General features: G+C 45.6%; 12 protein-coding genes, 7 tRNA genes and 3 rRNA genes. 18 read left to right on the plus strand and 4 right to left on the minus strand.

The window, feature by feature from the left end:
* The first annotated feature begins 82 nt into the window (after positions 1 to 82).
* The 6 genes from BSQ33_RS09145 to BSQ33_RS09175 all read left to right on the plus strand — a co-directional run bounded on the left by BSQ33_RS09145 (position 83) and on the right by BSQ33_RS09175 (position 8,545).
* A 16S ribosomal RNA gene (locus BSQ33_RS09145) occupies positions 83 to 1,624 on the plus strand.
* A 59-nt stretch (positions 1,625 to 1,683) separates the two neighbouring features.
* A tRNA-Glu gene (locus tag BSQ33_RS09150) sits at positions 1,684 to 1,759 on the plus strand.
* A 299-nt stretch (positions 1,760 to 2,058) separates the two neighbouring features.
* A 23S ribosomal RNA gene (locus BSQ33_RS09155) occupies positions 2,059 to 4,948 on the plus strand.
* 79 nt (positions 4,949 to 5,027) lie between these two features.
* A 5S ribosomal RNA gene (gene rrf / locus BSQ33_RS09160) occupies positions 5,028 to 5,143 on the plus strand.
* The 16S, 23S and 5S rRNA genes sit together here with 2 tRNA genes alongside, the layout of an rRNA operon.
* Positions 5,144 to 5,233: 90 nt before the next feature.
* Positions 5,234 to 5,324: transfer RNA gene (locus tag BSQ33_RS09165), tRNA-Ser, on the plus strand.
* 1,259 nt (positions 5,325 to 6,583) lie between these two features.
* Positions 6,584 to 8,545 carry a methyl-accepting chemotaxis protein gene (locus tag BSQ33_RS09175; protein ID WP_088133895.1) on the plus strand — a complete coding sequence of 654 codons (1,962 nt, stop codon included), beginning with the start codon at positions 6,584 to 6,586 and terminating at the stop codon, positions 8,543 to 8,545.
* Positions 8,546 to 8,655: 110 nt separating this feature from the next.
* Here BSQ33_RS09175 and ilvY read toward each other — a convergent pair whose 3' ends face one another.
* Positions 8,656 to 9,552: an HTH-type transcriptional activator IlvY gene (gene ilvY / locus BSQ33_RS09180; RefSeq protein WP_088134565.1), complete on the minus strand. Its 897-nt coding sequence runs from the start codon at positions 9,550 to 9,552 to the stop codon at positions 8,656 to 8,658.
* A gap of 140 nt (positions 9,553 to 9,692) precedes the next feature.
* Here ilvY and ilvC point away from each other — a divergent pair, with 140 nt between their 5' ends.
* The gene (gene ilvC / locus BSQ33_RS09185; RefSeq protein WP_088133896.1) at positions 9,693 to 11,177 is read left to right on the plus strand and encodes a ketol-acid reductoisomerase; all 1,485 of its coding nucleotides are present in this window, start codon (positions 9,693 to 9,695) and stop codon (positions 11,175 to 11,177) included.
* Between the two features lie 167 nt (positions 11,178 to 11,344).
* Here ilvC and ubiK read toward each other — a convergent pair whose 3' ends face one another.
* The 3 genes from ubiK to BSQ33_RS09200 form a co-directional block, all read right to left on the minus strand.
* Positions 11,345 to 11,602, minus strand: coding sequence for a ubiquinone biosynthesis accessory factor UbiK (gene ubiK, locus BSQ33_RS09190; protein WP_074372357.1), 258 nt, complete (start codon positions 11,600 to 11,602; stop codon positions 11,345 to 11,347).
* 134 nt (positions 11,603 to 11,736) lie between these two features.
* Entirely contained in the window at positions 11,737 to 14,850 is a 3,114-nt protein-coding gene (locus BSQ33_RS09195; protein WP_088133897.1) for a multidrug efflux RND transporter permease subunit, read from the minus strand.
* 11 nt (positions 14,851 to 14,861) lie between these two features.
* Positions 14,862 to 15,980: an efflux RND transporter periplasmic adaptor subunit gene (locus tag BSQ33_RS09200; protein WP_088133898.1), complete on the minus strand. Its 1,119-nt coding sequence runs from the start codon at positions 15,978 to 15,980 to the stop codon at positions 14,862 to 14,864.
* 322 nt (positions 15,981 to 16,302) lie between these two features.
* Here BSQ33_RS09200 and rep point away from each other — a divergent pair, with 322 nt between their 5' ends.
* The 11 genes from rep to BSQ33_RS09260 all read left to right on the plus strand — a co-directional run bounded on the left by rep (position 16,303) and on the right by BSQ33_RS09260 (position 26,626).
* Complete coding sequence (rep, locus tag BSQ33_RS09205; RefSeq protein WP_088133899.1) at positions 16,303 to 18,324, plus strand: DNA helicase Rep; 2,022 nt, start codon at positions 16,303 to 16,305, stop codon at positions 18,322 to 18,324.
* 200 nt (positions 18,325 to 18,524) lie between these two features.
* A tRNA-Arg gene (locus BSQ33_RS09210) sits at positions 18,525 to 18,601 on the plus strand.
* Between the two features lie 32 nt (positions 18,602 to 18,633).
* Positions 18,634 to 18,709 (plus strand) — tRNA-His (locus tag BSQ33_RS09215).
* A 115-nt stretch (positions 18,710 to 18,824) separates the two neighbouring features.
* A tRNA-Pro gene (locus tag BSQ33_RS09220) sits at positions 18,825 to 18,901 on the plus strand.
* A 10-nt stretch (positions 18,902 to 18,911) separates the two neighbouring features.
* Positions 18,912 to 18,987 (plus strand) — tRNA-His (locus BSQ33_RS09225).
* Between the two features lie 8 nt (positions 18,988 to 18,995).
* A tRNA-Pro gene (locus BSQ33_RS09230) sits at positions 18,996 to 19,072 on the plus strand.
* Between the two features lie 989 nt (positions 19,073 to 20,061).
* Positions 20,062 to 21,780 carry a dipeptide ABC transporter ATP-binding protein gene (locus BSQ33_RS09240; protein WP_088133901.1) on the plus strand — a complete coding sequence of 573 codons (1,719 nt, stop codon included), beginning with the start codon at positions 20,062 to 20,064 and terminating at the stop codon, positions 21,778 to 21,780.
* Positions 21,781 to 21,845: 65 nt separating this feature from the next.
* The gene (locus BSQ33_RS09245; protein ID WP_088133902.1) at positions 21,846 to 23,402 is read left to right on the plus strand and encodes an ABC transporter substrate-binding protein; all 1,557 of its coding nucleotides are present in this window, start codon (positions 21,846 to 21,848) and stop codon (positions 23,400 to 23,402) included.
* Between the two features lie 202 nt (positions 23,403 to 23,604).
* Complete coding sequence (locus tag BSQ33_RS09250; RefSeq protein ID WP_088133903.1) at positions 23,605 to 24,582, plus strand: ABC transporter permease; 978 nt, start codon at positions 23,605 to 23,607, stop codon at positions 24,580 to 24,582.
* Between the two features lie 2 nt (positions 24,583 to 24,584).
* Positions 24,585 to 25,523, plus strand: a complete 939-nt coding sequence (locus tag BSQ33_RS09255; RefSeq protein ID WP_088133904.1) for an ABC transporter permease — start codon at positions 24,585 to 24,587, stop codon at positions 25,521 to 25,523.
* A 164-nt stretch (positions 25,524 to 25,687) separates the two neighbouring features.
* Complete coding sequence (locus BSQ33_RS09260) at positions 25,688 to 26,626, plus strand: SPOR domain-containing protein (protein ID WP_232471975.1); 939 nt, start codon at positions 25,688 to 25,690, stop codon at positions 26,624 to 26,626.
* The last annotated feature ends 183 nt before the right edge of the window (positions 26,627 to 26,809 follow it).

The following is a 26,809-nucleotide window of genomic DNA, read 5'->3' on the forward strand; positions in this document are numbered from 1 at the left end:
GTCACTTTTTGCTTCTGCTTTTTTTAAAGCGGAGACGAAAAGCAGTATTCATTGAGCCGACACTTTGGTGTCACAAAAACTTTAATTGAAGAGTTTGATCATGGCTCAGATTGAACGCTGGCGGCAGGCCTAACACATGCAAGTCGAGCGGTAACAGAAAGAAGCTTGCTTCTTTGCTGACGAGCGGCGGACGGGTGAGTAAAGCCTGGGAAATTGCCCTGATGTGGGGGATAACCATTGGAAACGATGGCTAATACCGCATAACGTCTACGGACCAAAGAGGGGGACCTTCGGGCCTCTCGCGTCGGGATATGCCCAGGTGGGATTAGCTAGTTGGTGAGGTAAGGGCTCACCAAGGCGACGATCTCTAGCTGGTCTGAGAGGATGATCAGCCACACTGGAACTGAGACACGGTCCAGACTCCTACGGGAGGCAGCAGTGGGGAATATTGCACAATGGGCGCAAGCCTGATGCAGCCATGCCGCGTGTATGAAGAAGGCCTTCGGGTTGTAAAGTACTTTCAGCAGTGAGGAAGGGTGTAGCTTTAATAGAGTTACATTTTGACGTTAGCTGCAGAAGAAGCACCGGCTAACTCCGTGCCAGCAGCCGCGGTAATACGGAGGGTGCGAGCGTTAATCGGAATTACTGGGCGTAAAGCGCATGCAGGTGGTTTTTTAAGTCAGATGTGAAAGCCCGGGGCTTAACCCCGGAGTTGCATTTGAAACTGGGAGGCTAGAGTACTGTAGAGGGGGGTAGAATTTCAGGTGTAGCGGTGAAATGCGTAGAGATCTGAAGGAATACCGGTGGCGAAGGCGGCCCCCTGGACAGATACTGACACTCAGATGCGAAAGCGTGGGGAGCAAACAGGATTAGATACCCTGGTAGTCCACGCCGTAAACGATGTCTACTTGGAGGTTGTGGCCTTGAGCCGTGGCTTTCGGAGCTAACGCGTTAAGTAGACCGCCTGGGGAGTACGGTCGCAAGATTAAAACTCAAATGAATTGACGGGGGCCCGCACAAGCGGTGGAGCATGTGGTTTAATTCGATGCAACGCGAAGAACCTTACCTACTCTTGACATCCAGAGAAGCCGGAAGAGATTCTGGTGTGCCTTCGGGAGCTCTGAGACAGGTGCTGCATGGCTGTCGTCAGCTCGTGTTGTGAAATGTTGGGTTAAGTCCCGCAACGAGCGCAACCCTTATCCTTGATTGCCAGCACTTCGGGTGGGAACTTCAGGGAGACTGCCGGTGATAAACCGGAGGAAGGTGGGGACGACGTCAAGTCATCATGGCCCTTACGAGTAGGGCTACACACGTGCTACAATGGCGTATACAGAGGGTTGCCAACTTGCGAAAGTGAGCGAATCCCAAAAAGTACGTCGTAGTCCGGATTGGAGTCTGCAACTCGACTCCATGAAGTCGGAATCGCTAGTAATCGTGGATCAGAATGCCACGGTGAATACGTTCCCGGGCCTTGTACACACCGCCCGTCACACCATGGGAGTGGGCTGCAAAAGAAGCAGGTAGTTTAACCTTCGGGAGGACGCTTGCCACTTTGTGGTTCATGACTGGGGTGAAGTCGTAACAAGGTAGCGCTAGGGGAACCTGGCGCTGGATCACCTCCTTACGAAAAGATATTTTGGATGAGTGTCCACACAGATTGATTTGGTTTATGTAGAGTGCATTGTCCCGTTCGTCTAGAGGCCTAGGACACCGCCCTTTCACGGCGGTAACAGGGGTTCGACTCCCCTACGGGATACCATTTTTAAATGTATTTAAATAGTATGTTTAAAAATGGTTTTGTAATATACAAAATCTTTGCTCTTTAACAATTTGGAAAGCTGACAAAATAATGTGTGTTTCTCTGGAAACAGACGATTATTTGTAAAAGTTCTCAATACTTTCTCGAAAGAGAAAGACCAACACAATCAAGTGTTCTTGGAATGACACGATTTAGTGTCTATTCAATTGAGTCCGGCAAAACCAGTCTCTCACTCATGTAAAATAATGAGAGACACCTAGGTTACTGATAATGCAGCTCGAAACTTCTTCGGGTTGTATGGTTAAGTGACTAAGCGTACACGGTGGATGCCTTGGCAGTCAGAGGCGATGAAGGACGTACTAACTTGCGATAAGCGTAGATGAGGCAGTAAGAGCCACTTGAGTCTACGATTTCCGAATGGGGAAACCCACATGCAGCAGCATGTATCATCAGGTGAATACATAGCCTGATGAGGCGAACCGGGAGAACTGAAACATCTAAGTACCCCGAGGAAAAGAAATCAACCGAGATTCCGAAAGTAGCGGCGAGCGAAATCGGAGTAGCCCTTAAGCTTTTACAGCGTTAGGTGAAGTGTCTGGAAAGGCACGCGATAGAGGGTGATAGCCCCGTAACCGAAGGCGTTGTTTAAGTGAAAACGAGTAAGGCGGGACACGTGATATCCTGTCTGAAGATGGGGGGACCATCCTCCAAGGCTAAATACTCCTGACTGACCGATAGTGAACCAGTACCGTGAGGGAAAGGCGAAAAGAACCCCTGTGAGGGGAGTGAAATAGAACCTGAAACCGTGTACGTACAAGCAGTAGGAGCACCTTCGTGGTGTGACTGCGTACCTTTTGTATAATGGGTCAGCGACTTATATTCAGTGGCAAGGTTAACCGATTAGGGGAGCCGTAGCGAAAGCGAGTGTTAACTGCGCGTTTAGTCTCTGGATATAGACCCGAAACCGAGTGATCTAGCCATGGGCAGGTTGAAGGTTGAGTAACATCAACTGGAGGACCGAACCGACTAATGTTGAAAAATTAGCGGATGACTTGTGGCTAGGGGTGAAAGGCCAATCAAACTCGGAGATAGCTGGTTCTCCCCGAAAGCTATTTAGGTAGCGCCTCGGACGAATACTACTGGGGGTAGAGCACTGTTAAGGCTAGGGGGTCATCCCGACTTACCAACCCTTTGCAAACTCCGAATACCAGTAAGTACTATCCGGGAGACACACGGCGGGTGCTAACGTCCGTCGTGGAGAGGGAAACAACCCAGACCGCCAGCTAAGGTCCCAAATTACAGCTAAGTGGGAAACGATGTGGGAAGGCTCAGACAGCTAGGATGTTGGCTTAGAAGCAGCCATCATTTAAAGAAAGCGTAATAGCTCACTAGTCGAGTCGGCCTGCGCGGAAGATGTAACGGGGCTAAGCTGTAAACCGAAGCTGCGGCAATGCGATTTATCGCATTGGGTAGGGGAGCGTTCTGTAAGCCGTTGAAGGTGTGTTGTAAAGCATGCTGGAGGTATCAGAAGTGCGAATGCTGACATGAGTAACGACAAGGGGGGTGAAAAACCTCCCCGCCGGAAGACCAAGGGTTCCTGTCCAACGTTAATCGGGGCAGGGTAAGTCGACCCCTAAGGCGAGGCTGAAAAGCGTAGTCGATGGGAAACGGGTTAATATTCCCGTACTTGTTGTGAATGCGATGGGGGGACGGAGAAGGCTAGGTGGGCCTGGCGACGGTCGTCCAGGTTCAAGTGCGTAGGCTGTGGGATTAGGCAAATCCGGTCCCACAATAGGCTGAGACACGATGTCGAGCATCTACGGATGTGAAGTCATTGATGCCATGCTTCCGGGAAAAGCCTCTAAGCTTCAGTTCACAAGAAATCGTACCCCAAACCGACACAGGTGGTCGGGTAGAGAATACCAAGGCGCTTGAGAGAACTCGGGTGAAGGAACTAGGCAAAATGGTACCGTAACTTCGGGAGAAGGTACGCTCTTGACGGTGAAGTCCCTCGCGGATGGAGCTATTGAGAGTCGCAGATACCAGGTGGCTGCAACTGTTTATTAAAAACACAGCACTGTGCAAAATCGTAAGATGACGTATACGGTGTGACGCCTGCCCGGTGCCGGAAGGTTAATTGATGGGGTTAGACTTAGGTCGAAGCTCTTGATCGAAGCCCCGGTAAACGGCGGCCGTAACTATAACGGTCCTAAGGTAGCGAAATTCCTTGTCGGGTAAGTTCCGACCTGCACGAATGGCGTAATGATGGCCACGCTGTCTCCACCCGAGACTCAGTGAAATTGAAATCGCTGTGAAGATGCAGTGTACCCGCGGCTAGACGGAAAGACCCCGTGAACCTTTACTACAGCTTGGCACTGAACATTGAGCCTACATGTGTAGGATAGGTGGGAGGCTTTGAAGCAGTCACGCTAGTGATTGTGGAGCCGACCTTGAAATACCACCCTTGTATGTTTGATGTTCTAACTTGGCCCCGTTATCCGGGGTGAGGACAGTGCCTGGTGGGTAGTTTGACTGGGGCGGTCTCCTCCCAAAGAGTAACGGAGGAGCACGAAGGTGGGCTAATCACGGTTGGACATCGTGAGGTTAGTGCAATGGCATAAGCCCGCTTAACTGCGAGAGTGACGGCTCGAGCAGGTGCGAAAGCAGGTCATAGTGATCCGGTGGTTCTGAATGGAAGGGCCATCGCTCAACGGATAAAAGGTACTCCGGGGATAACAGGCTGATACCGCCCAAGAGTTCATATCGACGGCGGTGTTTGGCACCTCGATGTCGGCTCATCACATCCTGGGGCTGAAGTCGGTCCCAAGGGTATGGCTGTTCGCCATTTAAAGTGGTACGCGAGCTGGGTTTAGAACGTCGTGAGACAGTTCGGTCCCTATCTGCCGTGGGCGTTGGAGAATTGAAAGGGGCTGCTCCTAGTACGAGAGGACCGGAGTGGACGAACCTCTGGTGTTCGGGTTGTGATGCCAATCGCATTGCCCGGTAGCTAAGTTCGGAATCGATAACCGCTGAAAGCATCTAAGCGGGAAGCGAGCCTTGAGATGAGTTCTCCCTGGCGCTTAAAGCGTCCTGAAGGGTTGTTCGAGACTAGAACGTTGATAGGCAGGGTGTGTAAGCGCTGTGAGGCGTTGAGCTAACCTGTACTAATTGCCCGTGAGACTTAACCATACAACACCGAAGGGGTTTTAGGGCTCATAAGAGACTTGATTGTGTAGAGAGAATCAGCTTTTCGAATTGAAAGAATTTGCTTGGCGACGATAGCGTTTTGGACCCACCTGATTCCATGCCGAACTCAGACGTGAAACGAAACAGCGCCGATGGTAGTGTGGGGTCTCCCCATGTGAGAGTAGGACATCGCCAGGCTTACTTCCTTGTTTTCAGATTTTGAAAAATCTGAAGGCAAAACTAAATAAAGCATCTAATCAATAAGACTTTATTTAAGTAACAATTTGTGGAGAGATGGCTGAGTGGTTGAAAGCACCGGTCTTGAAAACCGGCGTACGTTAATAGCGTACCTAGGGTTCAAATCCCTATCTCTCCGCCACCTTTAAAAAGCTGTTGTTTATCAACAGCTTTTTTTATGTCAAAAAATCACCTATCCATGCCCGTTAATTGCCCTATTTTTCCCGTCAGAATTTGATGTATTCATCCATCTATTCAGCGCCTCTGGCCTATCAGAATATTCAAAACTTCATCAGTTGTTCTTTTATATATTCATCCTCATAAAAATGAGAATGATCTGGTGCTACTGTCGTCCGTGGACCAAGTAACCGTGACATAATGTGAGCTGTCGAGTATGTTGTTTGACGCGATTACACACTTTCCTTGTTGTTTTTTATGTCGAAGAAAATCTACATCCAATATTGTTTTATATTCTATTTTTCTGCTCATTGCTGGCTGCTCTTCAGCACCAGACAGCGTGAAATTATCTGTTCACGACTATTGTGCGGAACCACTCGATAGGACAACACAGACCTTATCTCAGTTTACCGGGCCTTTCGCATCAGAAATGCAGTATAAGACCGGTGTATATATCTTGGAACAAGGGACGAGTCAAAATAAAAATTATCACCAATAGTCTGGCATCTAACGATAATTTAGAGGCCTTTAGCGGTTACCAAAGAAATAGAGCCGCATTGCTGGATACTGGCGTAGAGGTTTATGAGTTTAGGCCTGATGCCAGAATTAGGCAGAGGGTCATGGCAGGTCACCAAAGATTTTAACCCTGACGGAAAGGTTCGGTTATCTAAACGCATTGGGGTTAAACTACGGAGAATCGTGCCGAAAAATATACTATAACGCTTTGATTCTAAAATCATCAGGGCCAATTAATTTTGGTCTTTTGTCGAAAGCACTGTGTTGTATTTTTCCGTTGATAAATCATATTATTCTCAATGGAACTGATGCAGATAATATAAACTTAAACCTATATCAGTTGTTATTCTCTGAAATAAAGTTCATTCAATCGAAGATGTTTCATTTGATAAGCATAAAAAGATGAATTGAATATTCATCATGGAGAATACCTTGTCAATGTGGAAATATCAGTATAGTCGCTCTTGATCCTATACTTGTTTATGTCTTGCTCTCAATTCGTAGATCCTATCAATTGTTCTATTTACGACTCTTTTACTCAATAAGCGACGCTATCTAGTGATTTTTAATTTTATTTGTGTGATAACTTAATCCATTAAAGTATGTGATGAGCTTGTTGGATAACGCCGGTGAATTTTGTAGAAACGCTATCACACACTATTTTCAAATTAGATTTGGTATAGGCCGAAATTTGGTGAGAGGGTACTCATGAAGATTAGAACAAAGCTGATTGCAACGTTTGTGATTGCAGTGACAGTGCCTGTTGCTTTTTTAGCGACTTTCTCCATAAGAGAAGTGACTGATGCGGCTATCACCCAATTTCAAAAAGCGACGATGAAAGAAATCTCACAGGTTGATCGTGCATTTAATATTTTCTTTGATAACGCGAAAAAAAGTATTGATTACCTTGCATCAATTCCTGAGGTTACCGAACATTTATCGAATGCGCCAAGCTTTGTTGACCAACAGAAAGTGGATGACTTTAAGGGATGGTCTTCTCTCGAGGGGCAATCAAAGCGACTCTTTGATATCTTTGAACGCTTTGGTAAAGCAAAACAAAACCTAGCTTATGTTTATACCGGACGTGCAACAGGGAGTTATATTGAATGGCCGGGAAGTCAGTTTTCTTCTCCTTTCGATCCCCGCATTCGCCCATGGTATAAGGCTGCAATGGCTGCAAATGGTAAAGCCGTCATGACCCATGCTTATTACTGGAAGGGCGATGATGCCACTTATATTGCGATTGCCAAAGCGGTAAAAGATAAAAATAATCAAGTTCTCGGCGCCGTTAGCTTGGATATATCGGTGAATGAACTGACTGATATCGTTAAGAATATTACGATTGGTGAGAATGGCTATATTGTATTATTGGAAGATAATGACACGATTTTGGTCGATCCGTTCAAACCGGAAAATAGTTTTAAATCGGTCAGTGATATTGATACGCCATTTTTTAAGTTGATGAGTGAACACCCGAAAGATTTATTTGAAGTGAACCGCGGTGGCACGGATTTTCTTGGACAAATCGTTATTTCTAAACTGGGTTGGCGCTTTGTTGCACTCGTTCCTAAATCAGAAGTTTATGCAGCTGCGGTAAAACAGACTTATGTGACGTTTGCGATTGTGATCCCTTTAGTCATTATTTTCATTCTGATCGCATTTTATGTTTCAAAAGTCATTACCTCACAGATCAACAGTGTGACGCAGGTTCTGCAACAAATCTCTCAAGGACATGGTGATCTGACGAGGAAGCTTGATACGACTGCGAAAGATGAGGTCGGAGAGCTCTCGCGCGCCTTTAATGGGTTTGTGGATAAGTTAGGGAGTCTGATTCGGGAAGTGGTCAGTCTTAGCGCAGATCTGAAGCGCATGGCTGCGACAGCGACGGAGAAAGCACATCAGTGGCAGATTGATTCAGGGCAACAGTTAGAGAAAGTCACGTTGGTCACCGATGCCATCTCTGAGATGTCAAAGGCAACGGCCGAAATTGCATCTAGCTCCGAACAGGCTGCAGGAATCGCGGAAAGTAGCTCCACGGCATGTACGGATGGCAAATTAGTCGTTGAAAATACCAGAGAGTCGATAGAGATGCTTGCCAGTGAAGTACATACGACAAGTGATATTATCAGTAAGCTCAATGACAATTCTCAGCAGATTACCACGATCATTACGACGATTCAGGGCATTGCGGAACAAACCAATTTACTGGCACTGAACGCGGCGATTGAAGCTGCCAGAGCCGGAGAACATGGACGGGGATTTGCTGTGGTTGCTGACGAAGTTCGTAATCTGTCACAAAAAACAACCAGTTCAACGGAAGAAATTCAGCAAATGATTCAAGCGTTGCAACAGACAACGCAACAAGCTGCAAACGTCATGAAAAATAGTAAATCGATGACCGATAATGCTGTCGAGCAAGCTAATACTGCCAGCGAAAGTTTGATCATGTTAGCCAGTTCGATTGATCAGATAAAAGGTGCTTCAATCCAGATTGCAACAGCAACTGAGGAACAGTCTTGTGTTTGTGAGGATATTACACGCAATACGCAGCAGATTAATGGTATTGCGAATCAACTAACCGAAGACGCTCAAGATCAGATTGATAGTGCAGAAGCATTCCGGGCGGTCTCGGAGAAAATGTTCGATTTGGTTGGTAAATTTAAAGTGTGATCAATCCATTTGAATGGTCTTGAAACGGTATATGCCAATGCCTGAGTTGTTGTACTCAGGCATTTTTTATGAAATCAACAATGTCCTTAAGTCTTCTGCAAAAACAGGCATTAAGTCACAATACTTCTTTTTGCAGTAACAACTTGCCATAAGGCTTTTACCAGTGGTTGCTCTAACTGGGACTGACGGCAACAGACACCCAGTTGAAATGGTTGTATCAGTTGACTCTCCGGTAAGCGTTGCACCTTTTCGCGGGCCGGACTGTTATTGATGACGACATCTGGCGCAATACCTATCCCGTATCCGAGTGCAACCATGCTCACAATCGCTTCATGTCCGGCACTCTGAGCATAGATGTTCGGCTTAATTTCCATTTCCTTAAACCAAGTATTGGCTCTTTCTCTTGCTGTTCCTGATTCTGGGATGATGAATGGAATCATTGACCAATCAATCGGGTCGGCACAAAGTGCCTGTTCGAAACTGCTGACACCGACAGGAGCAATGACTGACAGCGGTATCTCACTGATTGATTCAAATACAATCCGGTTAGGCAGTTGCTCCGGCAACGCTGAGATGGCTAGATCGGCTTCATTGTTCAGAACTTTGTCGATCGCCTGAGCGGGGTCGCCCGTTAACAGCTTAAATTCAATAAACGGGTGTTGAGAGCGAAAATCAGCGAGTAATTCGGGAAGGTGGCTATAGCTGGCGGTAACCGAACAAAACAGCCGAATTTCACCTTTCAGAGTTTGATTGTTCTCATGCAACTGTGCTTGAAACTGCTGCCACTCACTGATAATTTTCATGGCAATCGGCAGGAGTTGAAGGCCGGTTGGCGTGATTTCTACCCGGCGGTTATCCCGGATAAATAGATGTTGCCCGATTTCATCCTCGAACTTTTGAATCTGGCGACTTAACGCGGATGGACTAATGTGCATTGCCGCTGCAGTTTTACTGAAGTTTTTACTGTCACAGAGGTGGACAAAAAGTTCTAATATTTTGATATTCATATCGTTGTCTATTTGTGTTGCGTTTTTTGCAATACTTGGTTGTGAATATATCACTTTCGGCAACAGAATGTCTGATTTAATATGTGGGATATTCGGTGTTTGCTACCGACATGATGAATCAATAACGAAGGAGCCCCTACATGGCTAACTATTTCAATACATTGAACTTACGTCAGCAACTGGACCAACTTGGCCGTTGCCGTTTTATGGACCGTGAAGAATTTGCCACTGAAGCAGATTACCTCAAAGGTAAGAAAGTTGTGATCGTTGGTTGTGGTGCACAAGGTTTAAACCAAGGTCTGAACATGCGTGATTCTGGTCTGGATGTTGCGTATGCACTGCGTCAGGCGGCTATCGATGAGCAACGTCAGTCTTATAAGAATGCAAAAGACAATGGTTTTGAAGTAGGTAGCTATGAGCAACTGATTCCTCAAGCTGATCTGGTGGTTAACCTGACGCCTGATAAACAGCATACCAATGTTGTTGAAACCATCATGCCTCTGATGAAAGAAGGCGCAGCACTGGGTTATTCTCATGGATTCAACATTGTTGAAGAAGGGATGCAAATCCGTAAAGATTTGACTGTTGTGATGGTTGCACCGAAGTGTCCGGGGACTGAAGTTCGTGAAGAGTATAAGCGTGGTTTCGGTGTGCCGACCCTGATTGCGGTTCACCCGGAAAATGATCCACAAGGAGATGGCCTGGAAATCGCGAAAGCATGGGCCGCTGCAACCGGCGGACACCGTGCGGGTTGTCTCGAGTCTTCTTTTGTTGCCGAAGTTAAATCAGATTTGATGGGTGAGCAAACGATTCTGTGCGGTATGTTGCAGGCTGGTTCTATCGTATGCTACGAAAAAATGATTGCGGAAGGCATCGATGCCGGTTATGCAGGAAAACTGCTGCAATATGGTTGGGAAACGATCACTGAAGCACTGAAATTCGGTGGTATTACACATATGATGGATCGTCTGTCGAACCCTGCTAAAGTTAAAGCATTTGAACTGTCTGAAGAATTGAAAGACTTGCTGCGTCCTCTGTATAACAAACACATGGACGATATCATTGTCGGCGAATTTTCTAGCACAATGATGGCTGACTGGGCAAATGATGACGCCAATCTATTGAACTGGCGTAAAGAAACGGGTGAAACGGCGTTTGAAAACTACCCTGAATCCGATGTGAAAATCACTGAACAAGAGTATTTCGACCACGGTATCCTGATGATCGCGATGGTTCGTGCCGGTGTTGAATTGGCATTTGAAGCAATGACGGCTTCCGGAATCATTGATGAGTCAGCTTATTACGAATCTCTGCATGAGCTACCACTGATTGCCAATACTATCGCTCGTAAACGCTTGTATGAAATGAATGTTGTTATCTCTGATACAGCTGAATACGGAAACTACCTGTTTGCTAATGTTGCGACACCGCTACTGCGTGAAAAATTCATGCCTTCAGTGAGCACGGACGTGATTGGTAAAGGTTTAGGCGAAACCTCGAATCAGGTTGATAATGCTTATCTGATCGATGTGAACAGCATGATTCGCAATCATCCGGTCGAGTACATTGGTGAAGAATTGCGTGGCTATATGAAAGACATGAAGCGCATTGCTGTTGGTGGTTAAGTGAGTGATATAGCCGTCACCCTTGGGGTGGCGTGATTCTCGCTACACTGATGAGATAATAAAAAGGCCTGAATTGAATGATTCAGGCCTTTTGCTTTTTGAATATGATGAGACGGTCTGTCATGACAACTTGCAGGATATGGTAAGTTGTTCTCCGTGCTCAGAGGTTACTGATCTTGTTTGGACAACTTATCTTCCAACTCAGTAACTTTTGTTTCCAGCTGAGTCAGCTTTTCACGGGTACGAAGTAATACTTGTGTCTGAACATCAAATTCTTCACGACTAACAACATCCAGCTTATTCAATTGTCCCTGAATAACCTGACGAACTTTTTGTTCAACATCAGCGCCAAGGTCTTTGACCGGTTGAGGCATGGCATCATGAATTTGTTTTGCGACTTGCTCTAGTTTTTTGGGATCAAACATATAGGGTAAAACTCCTCTTCTACTGCTGTTATTCTATGTAATTCAGGTAAGAAAGTCGTTATCAAAGTGGACAAAAAAGGCCACAACGTGTGGCCTTTTACTTATCTGGATATCAAACACACCCTGCGAAGTGCCTATGAAGCCGTATGGTTTGGTGTTTCATCGGTTGATTGCTTTTCTTCATCGTTTTCTACAAAAACCGGCAGTGGTTTATGTTTCTCTGCCAAGTAACTATAGATGACCGGGAGAACAAACAGGGTAAACAATGTTCCGATTGCAAGCCCGGCAACAATCACAATACCAATACTGAAACGTTGTTTGGCACCGGCTCCGGTGGCAGACATTAACGGAATCAGACCGGCAATCATTGCGGCTGTTGTCATCAGGATTGGGCGCAGACGAATCTTAGCAGCCTCCATCACAGCTTCAATCCGATCTTTATTGAATTTCAACTGTACCTCTTTGGCAACCTCACAAATCAAGATGCCGTGCTTGGTTATCAAGCCAATCAAGGTAATCAATCCGACCTGAGAATAGATATTGAGAGACGTGAAACCAAAGAACCCGCCCCATGCCAAGGCAACCAAAGCCCCACAGATTGCAAGTGGTACAGAGACCATGATGACGATTGGATCTCTGACAGATTCAAACTGAATCGCCAAAACCAAGAAGATGATTGCCAAAGCGAGAGCAAAGGTTGTATAGAGCGCGCTCCCTTCGGTAATGAACTGACGAGATTCCCCCATATAGTCACGGGTGTATCCGATCGGTAGTGTCTTATCAACTTCATGATTCAACCATTCGAGAGCACTTCCCATCGTGACTCCGGGGGTTGGTACTGCACTGATCGTTGCTGAATTCAACTGGTTAAAGTGAGGCAATGCCCGAGGTTCTGAAACCACATCAATCTTAATCAGACTGCGTAAGGGAATTGCATCACCATTGGCGGCGAGGACATAGTAATTGTTCATCGATTCTGGATTGAGCCGGTACTTACGTTCAACTTGCGGAATCACTTCATACGAGCGTCCGTAGAGGTCAACGCGATTGACATACCCGTCAGCCATCAGCGTTGCCAGTGTCGTACCAATATCCTGCATCGTTACGCCATAAGCACCTGCTTTGTCTTTATCAATGCTGATCTTCATCGTTGCAGAATCGAAGTTCAGATCCAGTGTTGAGTAGACAAACAAAGGACTATGTTGAACTTTGCCCAGAATGTCCGAAGCCAAAGTAAATAGGTTTTCAAAGCTGTTGGGGGTTTTCAGCACTAACTGAACCGGTAGACCTGAACCTGCCCCCGGGAGTTCTGGCATCTCGAAGGCTGACACGGACATACTCGGTACTTCTTTCAGCAGCCCTTGGAGTCGTTTCTGTATCTCAGCCTGACTTGCTTCACGTTGACTCCAAGGCACCATGACGGAGAAACCGAGCGACTGGTTTGATGTGGGTACACCAGTGAATTCCAAATTTAAGTCAACTTCGGGTTGAGCCATCAGAATGTCATTGACGTGCTCCATGGTTTTCTGCATGTAATCGAGGTTGGCATTTGACTGACCATTGGCAATAAACATCACCACCCCTTTATCTTCAGCCGGTGCCAGCTCGGACGGAATAAATTTAAAGAGAACCGGGAGGCTGGCAAGAATGATTAATGCAAAAGCAATCACAACGGTGCGGTGCAGCATGACCGCAGCCAGCATCTTCTCGTAGCGGTTAGTGATTCGATCCAATACAGAGTGAACCTTACTTTCAAATCCGCTAGGGGAACTGTGTGCGACAAGCATTTTTGAACACATCATCGGTGAGAGTGTCAGGGCGATAATCCCGGAAACGATCACCGATCCTGCCAGAGATAAGGCAAACTCTTTAAATAGTGAGCCCGTTATCCCTTGTGTCAGTGCAATCGGTGCATATACCGCTGCCAATGTCAGTGTCATTGCTATAACCGGCAGTGCAATTTCTCGGGTTCCGATAATTGCAGCCCGGAACGGCGTTTCACCCAGTTTGATGTGACGGTCAACGTTTTCAAGAACAACGATCGCATCATCAACCACCAAACCGATGGCAAGTACCATGGCAAGCAGTGTCATTAAGTTCCAGGAAAACCCGAAAGCTTGCATGACCAGAGAAACCCCAATCAGAGATAGTGGAATCGTGATAATCGGAATCATGACCGCACGGAAAGAGCCAAGGAACAGAGTAATCACCACCAATACGATTAAAACGGCTTCTCCGATGGTTTTGATCACCTCGTCAATCGACTCGTTGATGGCTTCGGTCGAGTCATAGAGCATCGTCATCTTGATATTGCTCGGCATATTCTTGTCGATGCGCGGCATGATAGCTCTGACATCTCGTGCAATATCGATCGGGTTAGCACTGGGGGCAGCATTGATCGCGGCAACAATGGCTTCTTTTCCGTTGGCAGTTGCCCGATAGGTATCATGACTCTTTGCCAGCGAGACTTTAGCAATGTCTCCCAAACGAATGATTTGTCCCTCATCCGACTTGATGACCAACCGTTTTAACTCTGTTGTCGTGGAAACCTGTGTATCCGCATCCCCATTATAGAGAACAAATTCCCCTGTCGATTGCCCTGTCGCTGATTGATAGTTATTGGCGCTCAGAACACTCATGACTTGTGAAGCTGACAACTTCAGTGCAGCCATCTTATTCGGGTCTAACCAAATACGCAGGCCATATTTGATCCCGCCATAGAGATCAACTTTCGATACGCCACTGACCGAGAATAACTGTGGATTGACCACACGCTCGAGATAATCGTTGATTTGGCTGGAATTGAGCTCATCACTGGAAAAGCCAATATAGAGTACCGCAGTTGTTGAGCCGGTTGACATTGTTACGCTTGGGTCTTCGGCTTCTTTTGGCAGCTGTGAGCGTACCGAGTTGGTTTTTGCCAAGATATCTGCCAATGCCGCATTCGGATCGGTATTGAGCTTCATTTTGACCGTAATTGTTGAACCACCCATTGAGGATGAAGAGGTCATGTAGTCGATATTATCGGCTTGAGCAATGGCTTGCTCTAAGGGTTGAGTGATGAATCCCTGAATCAAATCCGAGCTGGCACCATAGTAGCCAGTCGTCACAGTGATCACGGTGTTCGTCATCTCTGGATACTCTCGGATTTGCAGTTTGAATACAGCTTGTAATCCAAGCAAGGCAATCAAGAGGCTCAGTGATATGGCGAGAACCGGACGTTTGATGAAAATATCAGTAAAGCGCATGCAACCTCCGGTTAAAGCATGGGAACTTCAGATGATGGTGTCAGCGTATCACTTTCCACCACATGAACTTTCGCCCCATTACTTAAGCGGACTTGACCGGAAGTGACAATCGTATCTCCGTCTTTCACACCACTTAATATGTGAGCTACATCTTTTTTGCGTTCTCCCACCTCAATAACATGTTGTTTGACACGCTTTTCACCATCTTTCTCGGTCACAACGTAAACACTGTCACCATAAAGCGTGTAAGCAATTGCCACCTGAGGAATAATCACTTGATCTTTTTGGACCGGTAGTAGGATATTTGCTTTGGCGAACATCCCGCTGCGTAGCTTGCCATCGCTATTTGGAATATTGGCTTCCACCTGAACCAAGCCACTCTGTGCACTGACCGCAGGCTCGATAGCTTTAATCGTCCCTTTGAATGAGTCATCCGGATAAGCATCGACAGTGATGTTGACTGTCTGACCAACTGAAATCTTAGACAGGTCGGTCTGTGGTATTGTGAAATGCAGACGCATCACGGACGTATCTTCCAGACGGACGATACTGGAGCCGACATTCATATATTGGCCGACATAAATATTGCGAATACCCACCGAACCGGAGAAGGGGGCCGTGATTTCACGTCGGGCGATAGTCGCTTTCAAACTTTCGATATCGGCAGACAGAGAGAAATAAGCGGCTTCAGCTTCATCGAAAGATTCTTGAGATAAAGACCCTTTTGCATACAGGCCTCTGTAGCGCTCATATTTTGCTTTCGCCGCAGGTAAACGAGCCTGCGCACTTTTTAAGTTCGCTTTTTCAACAGCCGAATCGAGACTCATCAGCATCTGTCCTTTTTCGACGAAAGCGCCTGACTCGAATGCGATATCTTTAATGACACCACTGGTTTCAGAGGTGAGTGTAACCCCCTGCTTTGGTTCGATAAAACCGATAGCTTCAATAACCGGTGTCCAATCTTGTACTTTAATCTGAGAAACTGTAATCGGAAATGAGGGTTCGGGCATGTTCGCAAAATAGTCATTCATCGCTTTTTGCTTGAACAAGTTGACTCCGATAACACTACCTAACAGCACAATAACAATCAGTAGCATCGAGAGTGTCCATAATAATGTCCGCTTTTTCATTCGATGTTAAACTCCAAGTTTAATGATGAACTAGCCTCAACGAGTTTGTTTCCCCAGTTTGTGCAACAAGATGCTTCTGATAAAAATAAATCCGCTATCAGAATAAGTGGTTCGCTTGATTGCTAACTTTTTGGTATTGAAGCATGAATTAGGTTGCCATTATAGCTTACAGAGTAGCCATATATGCAACACACTTGTGCAGTAAATTATGTAAAAACTCGCATATTTACCCGAGTGGTAAATTTATCAGTCGAGCATTATCATGAGGACCAGTGAATATCCTCATAAACAGTCATCAAGTTCAGAGCAGATGAGATAACGGATGAAGTTAAATCCAAGACAAGATGAAGCCGTCAAATATATATCAGGTCCCTGTTTGGTACTTGCCGGTGCCGGATCAGGTAAGACCAGAGTCATTACCAATAAAGTGGCCTATTTAGTTCAACAGTGTGGCTATAAAGCTCGCAATATTGCTGCAGTGACGTTTACCAATAAAGCTGCCAGAGAAATGAAAGAGCGGGTCGCACAAACATTGGGGAAAAAAGAATCCCGTGGCCTGATGGTTTCAACCTTCCATACACTTGGTTTGAATATCATTCGTCGGGAATATAAAGCACTCGGTCTTAAGGCTGGTTTTTCTTTGTTTGATGATCAGGACCAATTGGCGCTTCTCAAAGCCTTGACGGAAAAACAGATCGATGGGGATAAAGATTTATTGCGTCAGTTGCTCAGTACTATCTCCAACTGGAAGAATGATATGTTCTCACCCGATCAGGCGAAGGCGAGTGCCAGAGGTGAACAGGAGCAATTATTTGCTTTTTGTTATGAACGCTATCAGAACCAGATGAAAGCCTATAATGCACTGGATTTTGATGACTTGATTCTGATGCCCGTCGGGTTACTGAAGAACAATGAACAAGTCCGCCAGCATTGGCAGTCGAGAATACGTTACCTGCTGGTGGATGAGTATCAGGATACCAATACCAGTCAGTATGAGTTGGTTAAGCTGCTGGTGGGAGAGCGTGGTCGGTTTACGGTTGTAGGTGATGACGACCAGTCGATCTATTCATGGCGGGGGGCCAAACCTCAGAATCTGGTGTTATTGGGAGAAGATTATCCCAACTTACGACTCATTAAGCTGGAGCAGAATTATCGTTCGACCAATCGGATTTTGCATTCAGCTAATATTTTGATTGCGAACAATGCGCACGTCTATGAGAAGAAGCTCTTTTCTGAACTGCCGGATGGTGAACAACTGAAAGTCATCATGGCCAATAATGATGAGCATGAAGCAGAACGTGTCACGGGTGAGATTATTGCCCACAAATTTATCAATCATACGGAATATCGTGACTATGCCATTCTCTACCGCGGTAATCATCAATCCCGTTTGATTGAGAAAAGCCTGATGCAGAACCGCGTGCCTTACAAAATTTCAGGGGGGACGTCTTTCTTTGCCCGAGCTGAGATCAAAGACATCATGGCGTATTTACGGGTATTGGTGAATCCTGATGATGACAATGCTTTTCTGCGGATCGTTAATACACCGCGCCGTGAGATTGGTCCTGTGACACTGGAGAAGCTAGGCAGTTATGCCAACATGCGTGGTAAAAGCCTGTTTGAAGCCAGTTTTGAAATCGGGCTGGAACAGCACCTGACAGGAAAGGGGTTGGAACATTTAAGGCGTTTTACGCAATGGCTGGTGCGGTTATCGGATCAGGCCGAGCGGGGAGATACGGTTGAAGTCACGCGATCACTGGTGCGCGATATTCATTATGAAGATTGGCTGTATGAAAACTCGTCAAGCCCGAAAGCAGCGGAGATGCGAATGAAAAATGTGTCTGATCTGTATTCATGGATTGTCGCGGATTTGGAGGGCAATAACCCGGATCAGGAGAAAAAGACGCTCAAAGAGGTCGTTCAGCGCCTGACTTTACGTGACATGATGGAACGTGGAGAAGAAAACGATGACAGTGATGCGGTACAACTGATGACCTTGCATGCGTCCAAAGGGCTGGAATTTCCGTATGTCTATCTGATCGGGGCTGAAGAAGGCATTTTGCCCCATCAAACCAGTATTGATGAAGATAATATCGAAGAAGAGCGGCGACTGATGTATGTCGGTATTACCCGGGCCCAGAAAGAGATGACGTTTATCGTCTGTAAAGAAAGACGTCAGTACGGAGAGTTGATTCGCCCGACCCACAGTCGTTTTTTAGATGAATTACCTTATGATGACGTGACTTGGGAACAGAAGAAAAAAGAACTTTCACCTCAGGAACGGATGGAAAAAGGGCAAGCACATATTGCTAATTTGAGAGCCATGTTTAAAAAGGATTCTTGACGAATTGAATGGGAAAAGTAACGATAAAGCACGGTGTAATGCGATGCTTTGCTGGCAAGACTCAACTGTCTGATTATCGAAGAGATGCCTTTTTTAAGGGCGACTGACGAAAAAGGCGTCAAACGAGAAAAAAAGTTGAAAAAAAGCTAGACGACAATGAGTGATATCCGTATCATTCCCCTCCGCCGATAGGGCATGATGCGCCCGTAGCTCAGCTGGATAGAGCGTTGGCCTCCGGAGCCAAAGGTCGAAGGTTCGAATCCTTTCGGGCGCGCCATTTGCGGAGGAATGATCGGCAACAGACGTATGGTGGCTATAGCTCAGTTGGTAGAGCCCCGGATTGTGATTCCGGTTGTCGCGAGTTCGAGTCTCGTTAGCCACCCCATTTTCCTGAGATTCCCCATTTGGGTTGTTTTTCAGAGAGACAAACGGACTGTTTGCCTTGAGCACATATCCTATGCTGTCGGCAGTGATAGATAATATCAAAGAATAAAATGTATCGGTGAATAGCGCAGTTTGGTAGCGCATCTGGTTTGGGACCAGAGGGTCGGGGGTTCGAATCCCTCTTCACCGACCACTTTTCAGTGGTGGCTATAGCTCAGTTGGTAGAGCCCCGGATTGTGATTCCGGTTGTCGCGAGTTCGAGTCTCGTTAGCCACCCCATTTATTCTCGGTGAATAGCGCAGTTTGGTAGCGCATCTGGTTTGGGACCAGAGGGTCGGGGGTTCGAATCCCTCTTCACCGACCACTTTCAAAGCCTCGGTTTTATACCGGGGCTTTTTTGTATCGGTTGTTATCTTAAGTCCTGCTTCAGGGCATGAACGTCAACATAGCGCTGTTTGGTTGCGCATCCATTCTTTTAAAAATGAGCGGACCAGAGGATGGTTTTCTGGGGTTCGAATCCCTCTTCACCGACCACTTTCAAAGCCTCGGTTTTATACCGGGGCTTTTTTGTATTGGTTGTTTCTAAGTCCTGCTTCAGAGCACGAACATCAACATAGCGCTGTTTGGTTGCGCATCCATTCTTTGAAAAATGAGTGGACCAGAGGATGGTTTTCTGGGGTTCGAATCCCTCTTCACCGACCACTTTCAGAGCCTCGGTTTTTGTGCCGGGGGCTTTTTGTATCGCTCATCACCTTATTGTCTGCTTTCACCATATACCCACGAAAATAGTACGTTTTTTCGGTTATTAGTTTTTTGAATAAATTCAGTTTCATAGCATTGTGGATATGCGCAATGGGGAGTTTAGTATAATTGACTAGGTTGTCAGGTTATCGAATGTAAAAATTTAGTTAATACAATGATGGTATTAATAGCCAGCGTGAGTGGTTATTTTGGTCTAATATATTGTATGTATGTTTTGTATTGGATGATTCCTATCTATATCCGATGTTTTATTAGCATTTCTATATGTACTTATGTTGCATTGATCTATAAAACTAATTAGTTTTTTATTCTGTATTTTCAATTTTATTTATATTTCAAACTGATGACGATTACATTTCTAGGTCGTGTTTTTTATTTTTTTAAATAAGAATAATGCACAAAAAAAGCATTTTTATTCGATTTTTATCGCGGTTTTTCCGATTATACTGAATTTATATACTATGTTTATTGCTTTTTTTTGAAATTTTTGCACAATGATAAGCTTTGTGAGTAATCAGCAGAATATGCTGATATGAAAGGATTCAACTCTTTCGGCTCGGAATTTACTGCGAGTCAGAGGTCAAATTTGTCATGTCTCTTTTAGAAGTTAAAAATCTTCAAATCGAATATCCGTCACGCCACGGAGTACATGCCGCAGTGAAATCTCTTTCTTTTCAGATTGAGCGCGGAGAAATCGTCGGTGTCGTCGGTGAATCCGGGGCGGGGAAATCAACGGTCGGTAATGCTGTCATTGATCTGCTTAGCCCTCCTGGCGTGATTGCCGGTGGTGAGGTTTATTTAAATGGTGAAAAGATTTCGGGCCTGTCACCGGAGCAGATGAGACGTGTGCGGGGATCGAAAATTGGATTTATTTTTCAGGATCCGATGACATCATTGAATCCGCTCTTTACGGTTGAGCAGCAATTGAAAGAAACGATTCATGCCAACATGAAAGTGACGGATGAAGAAGCCTATCAGCGTGCTCTTGCTCTCATGCAGCAAGTTGGTATTCCTCAACCTGAGAACCGCTTGAAACAATACCCACATCAGTTTTCCGGAGGCATGCGTCAGCGAGTCGTCATTGCCATTGCACTGGCAGGTGAACCGGATTTGATTATTGCTGATGAACCAACCACTGCACTGGATGTTTCGATTCAGGATCAAATATTAAGCCTGATTCGGGAGTTATGTGTACAGAATCAAGTCGGCTGTATGCTTGTCACCCATGATATGGGGGTGGTGTCGAATGTCACCGATCAGGTCGCGGTGATGTATCGTGGTGATCTGGTTGAATTCGGACCGACAGCACAAGTTTTGGGAACACCGCAGCACCCTTATACCAAGAGCCTGATTTCAGCCGTCCCCCGTTCGGATATCAAGCTTGATCGTTTTCCTCTGGTCAGTTACATCGAAGAAGCCAGTGAAATGGAACCGCTGGATATTAAGAATCACTGGCTTGGGCAACGTCAGGATCAGCGTGACTATTCCGGTGCATTATTGAAGGTTGAAGATGTTAACCTGCGTTTTGTGACCAAAGATTCCTTGTTTGAAAGTCGGCGTGAGTATGTGCAAGCTTCAAACCATGTGAGTTTTGATGTGATGGAAGGTGAAACCTTCGGTTTGGTCGGGGAGTCTGGTTCAGGTAAATCAACCATTGCACGCATTATTGCCGGTTTGTATGTACCAAACTCTGGGAAAATAACCTTTGAGGGGATCGATCTCACCGCTCTCACTTCAGAAAAAGCGCGTCGTCCGCTACGTCGTCAGATGCAGATGGTTTTTCAAAATCCGTATACTTCAATGAATCCTCGCATGAAGGTGTTTGATATTATCGCTGAGCCGATCCGGTTTCATCATTTGACTAAAAACGAATCTGAAACGCGTCAGATTGTTTATGACTTGCTGGATCATGTTGGTTTGGGACGAATGGCGGGTATCAAGTATCCGCATGAGTTCTCCGGTGGACAACGCCAACGTATTTCAATCGCGCGGGCTTTGGCGACGCGGCCCCGATTATTGATTTGTGACGAACCCACATCTGCGCTGGATGTTTCGGTTCAGGCACAAATCCTGAATTTGTTGAAAGACTTACAAGCAGAATTGAATTTAACCATGCTCTTTATCAGTCATGATTTACCGGTGATTCGCCAAATGTGCGATCGGGTTGGCGTGATGAAGATGGGAACATTACTGGAAGTTGCACCGACAGAAACGTTGTTTTCTGCACCGCAACATGAATATAGCCGTCAGTTAATCTCTCTGATGCCTGAATTTACAGGGCTGAAAGAAGATATTGCGGCAATGCGTTGATCTTAACCCCAAAAGACAAAAGCAAACACACGAAGGGATGAAATTCCCGCATAAGGAGTTATGCAATGAAAATGATAAAAACGAAACTAGCTGTAGCATTGATGGCTGTTGGACTGAGTTTTTCAGCCGCTGCTGCCGATATTACAATTGCTTATGCAGCTGATCCGGTGTCTATGGATCCTCAGGAACAGTTGTCTGAAGCGACCTTACAATTGTCTCACATGGTGTTCGATCCCCTTGTTCGCTATACCCAGTCTAAAGAGTTTGAACCCCGTCTGGCGACAAGTTGGGAACGCATCAATGACACCACCATGCGCTTCCATTTGCGTCATGGTGTGAAATTCCACACCGGTAACCCTTTTTCCGCGGATGATATTATCTGGACGTTCAATCGTCTGAAATCGTCAGGGGATTATAAAGGGATCTTTGCTTCAATCGATAAAGCCGTCAAAGTTGATGATTATACCGTTGATCTGGTGACCAAAGGCCCTTACCCACTGATTCTGCAAAATGCGACTTATATTTTCGCGATGGATAGCAAGTTCTATTCAGGCAAAACCAAAGATGGCAAAGACAAATCAGAAATTATCAAGCACGGTAATTCTTTCGCCTCCACGCATGAATCGGGTACGGGGCCATTTGTTGTTACCTACCGCGAGCAAGGCGTAAAAGTTGAGTTTGAACGGTTCAAGGATTACTGGGATAAAGATTCAAAAGGCAACGTTGATCACCTCACATGGGTCCCAATCAAAGAAGATGCAACGCGTGTTGCTGCCCTGTTGTCCGGCGATGTTGACATGATTGCACCGGTTGCACCCAATGATCTGGATCGAATTGATGAAGCGAAAGGCATTGATTTGGTGACAATTTCCGGTGAACGGATTATCACTTTCCAGATGAATGAGAAAAGTCAGCCGGCCTTTAAAGACAAGCGTGTGCGTGAAGCAGTGACTTATGCCGTCAATAATACCGGGATTGTGAAAAAAATCATGAAGGGTTTTGCGACCACCGCAGCACAACAGAGCCCGGTGGGGTATGCGGGTCACGACCCAGATCTGAAACCACGTTATGACCTGAAAAAAGCCAAAGCGCTGATGAAAGAAGCCGGATATGAAAAAGGCTTTACCATCTCGATGATTGCACCGAATAACCGTTATGTGAATGATGCAAAAATTGCACAAGCAGTTGCTTCAATGTTGTCTAAAATCGGTATCAAAGTCGATCTGAAAACCATGCCAAAAGCACAATACTGGCCAGAGTTTGATAAATGTGCCGCAGATATGCTGATGATTGGTTGGGCTTCAGATACACAGGATTCAGGCAACTTTTCTGAATACCTGACAATGACACGCAATTCTGATACGGGTAAAGGCCAGTATAACTGTGGCTATTATTCGAACCCAGAAGTTGATCGTCTGGTCGAAGCATCCAATGTTGAAACGGATTCAGCCAAGCGTTCAACGATGCTAAAAGAAGTTGAAGCGAAACTGTATCACGATGCCGCATTTGTACCGCTACACTGGCAAAACCTTGCCTGGGGCGCTAAATCCAATGTGGATATCAAACCTGTTGTGAACTCGATGAATTACCCTTACTTGGGTGATCTAGTCGTTAAAGAGTAACAATACCTGCTTAGCCAGCTTGATATCTTGTTGATCGATAAATTGTGTTGATCGATTGATTGTGATTGAGTGCTGGCTTGTATTTGTTTTCCTGTTATTACGGTGCTTATTTCATTCAGTCGGATAAGCACCTTTTTCAGACTGAACTCTCGTTAAAGTCATTTGGCTTGTAGCGAGGTCACAGATAGCCAAGGGGCAATATATGTTCTCTTTCCTGCTCAAGCGTCTGGTTCAGGCGTTTGTCGTTATGTTTGTCATTAGCTTAGTCGCTTTTGCCATTCAGGATAATTTAGGTGATCCATTGCGTGAGCTGGTGGGTCAGTCCGTATCAGAAGCACAGCGACAGGTTCTTCGTGATGAAATGGGGCTCAATGACCCATTTATGGTGAAGTATGTCCGGTTTATCAAAGCGGCATCTCACGGTGATCTTGGGACGTCATATTTCTTTAAGCGTCCAGCACTGGATGTGATTTTGGAAAAGCTGGTCGCAACACTGGAGTTGGTGTTTGGTGCTGCCGCAATTATTATTTGCCTGTCGATTCCTCTTGGTGTTTATTCAGCGATCCATCCGAAAAGTTTTTTTTCCAAGCTGATTATGGCGGGTAGTAGTATCGGTATTTCGATTCCTGTTTTTCTGACCGCAATTATGTTGATGTATATTTTTTCGATTGAATTGGGGTGGTTGCCTTCTTATGGTCGGGGTGACACAGCCAATGTTTTGGGATGGGAGTCAGGCTTCTTTACACTCGATGGTTTAGCACACCTGATTCTACCGTGTGTCTCACTGGCATCGATAATGTTGCCATTGTTCATTCGTCTGGTTCGCTCGGAAATGCTGGAAGTTCTGAGTTCGGAATACATTAAGTTTGCTAAAGCAAAAGGATTGGCATTACGTAAGATTTACTATCGTCATGCTCTGAAAAATACCATGTTACCGGTATTGACGGTTGGTGGGGTACAGCTCGGCACGATGGTCGCTTATACCATCCTGACCGAGACGGTTTTTCAATGGCCGGGGACTGGCTTTCTGTTTCTGGAAGCTATCAATCGGGTCGATACACCATTGATTACCGCTTATGTTATTTTTGTCGGTCTCATTTTCGTGGTGACGAATACCATTGTCGATCTGCTCTATGGATTGATTAACCCGACCGTAAACCTCACCGGAAAAGGAGCATGATGATGAAAGAGGCCGTATCTGCCCCGTCTCTCTGGGAGCGCTTTAAAAAATCGGATTTTCTCTACTATTTTTCTCATGACAAAGTCGCGATGTTCAGCTTTGCTGTTTTTCTCACTTTTGTTGTGGTTTCTCTGTTGGCACCCGTGATTGCCCCGACTAATCCTTATGATCTGACGTCGTTGGATATTATGGATTCGGAAATCCCACCGGCATGGATGCCCGACGGGGATAGTCGTTTCTTACTTGGTACCGATGATCAGGGTCGCGATATTCTCTCGACGATGTTATATGGTTCTCGACTCTCCTTGACTATCGGTTTTTTGGCGGTGGCACTACAACTGTTTCTCGGCATTATCATCGGCCTTTCATCCGGGTATTTCGGTGGCCGGATAGATAGCTTTTTGATGCGTTTTGCCGATGTGCAGTTATCTTTTTCAACCATGATGGTTGCAATCATTGTTTCGGCAATTTTTAAGGCAAGTTTCGGGAGTGAGTTCTATAGTGAATATGCGGTGATTATGCTGGTTGTTATCATCGGTATTGCCGAATGGCCACAATACGCAAGAACGATTCGTGCTTCTGTACTTGCCGAGAAGAAAAAAGAGTATGTTGAAGCAGCCCGCGTGATGGGATTTAAATCACTGCGAATCATGTTCCGTCACATCCTGCCCAATTGCTTATCCCCGATTTTGGTGATTTCAACGGTTCAGGTTGCCAATGCGATCATGTCTGAAGCGGCACTTTCTTTCCTCGGTCTTGGATTGCCGGTTGACCAACCATCGCTTGGCTCGCTGATTAGTATCGGTTTTAATTATATTTTCTCCGGTTCATGGTGGATTACAGCATTCCCCGGCGTTGTGTTGGTTCTGTTGGTTCTGGTGATTAACCTGCTTGGTGACTGGCTCCGGGATGTTTTTAATCCTAAAATTTATAAAGGATGATGAAAGTCTATTGATTTATCGATGAAAGTTTTCCTAAACTGAGCCGTATAATAAAAAGATACGGCTCTTTTTTTGCATGTTTCTTCGTATCGTATTGGAGCAAGGTTGTGATCGATTGATTATTTGACAACTTAAAATAATGAAAGGATTTTGTTGTGAACGTGATGATAAAGGTCACCAGAAATATCCTGATGGGTTCTGCCTTATTTTCTTGTATTTTTGGGGCTCATTGGGTAAACGCACAAGAAGAATTTCTTTGTGATGCGACACAGGCATCTACACAAGAGCTTCCCACATTAGACAAAAATTGTCCGGTAGGCGAAGGCCTATGGGGAAAAAGCCGACCTCGGAGTCAGAACTCAATGTTCTGGATTCAGTGTGGTATTTTTAGTCAGCCGATGCCGTTAGCTGATGCAAAGATACTTTATCGACAAATTTCTACGGATGTCTGGATGAAACCCGGTGCCAATCAATATCGTTGCTTGATCGGCCCGTATAATGATATTCGCAAAGCCAGACAGGAACTCAAGAAAGTTCGTCGGTTGAAAGCATATCACGAAGCATTTATCCGGGAGGTTCGTAAACCGCAACAAGGAGCGGCGAGAACCTCCACATCATCGAAATCTGCTGTGGCTCAACAGCGCGCGAGTCAGCCTCGTGCCGCCCGACAGCCATCTACATCGCCTCAGCCACCTCAAGCGGCCAAAACGCCAACGGCACCGGTGGCAAATCAGGCAGCAACAGCCCCGAAGGCTCGCGTTCCCAAAGCAAAAGACGTGGTTATCCGTAAGCAAACGGTCATTGCCGGGGTAACATATGTGATTCCTTTTCTGGGGGTGAAAGCATCCCAGTTTTATATGGAATATGAAATTCCTTGGAACCGGTTGAGCTATGAACAAGCCTATGCGACCTGTCAAAAAATTGGCATGAAAATGGCGACGGAGAGTCAGTGGAAACAACTGTTGGCATCTCAAGTGATGAACCGGGAGCAGTGGCCTCTTTACCTGCCTTATTGGGGACGTGACAAGAAAGGGATGTTCACCAACGGCAAAGTCAGCCAGTTGAAAGGCTCATCGCTGCTGAATGTGGTGTGCGTCCAATAAGATTATCATCTCGGCCATTCACAACACCTTTTAAGTGGCAATTTTAAGTACCAATGATTTCAATTTTCAATGATGATGAACATCAAAGAAGATGATATTTCCTATCAAATGATAATGAATATTATTTATTTTTTTTACTAATCGGGTAAAATCCACTTTTTGCTATCCCTGTTTGTAAAGGAA

Origin of the sequence: Vibrio gazogenes (genome assembly GCF_002196515.1) — a bacterium.
Classification (GTDB): Bacteria; Pseudomonadota; Gammaproteobacteria; order Enterobacterales; family Vibrionaceae; genus Vibrio; species Vibrio gazogenes_A.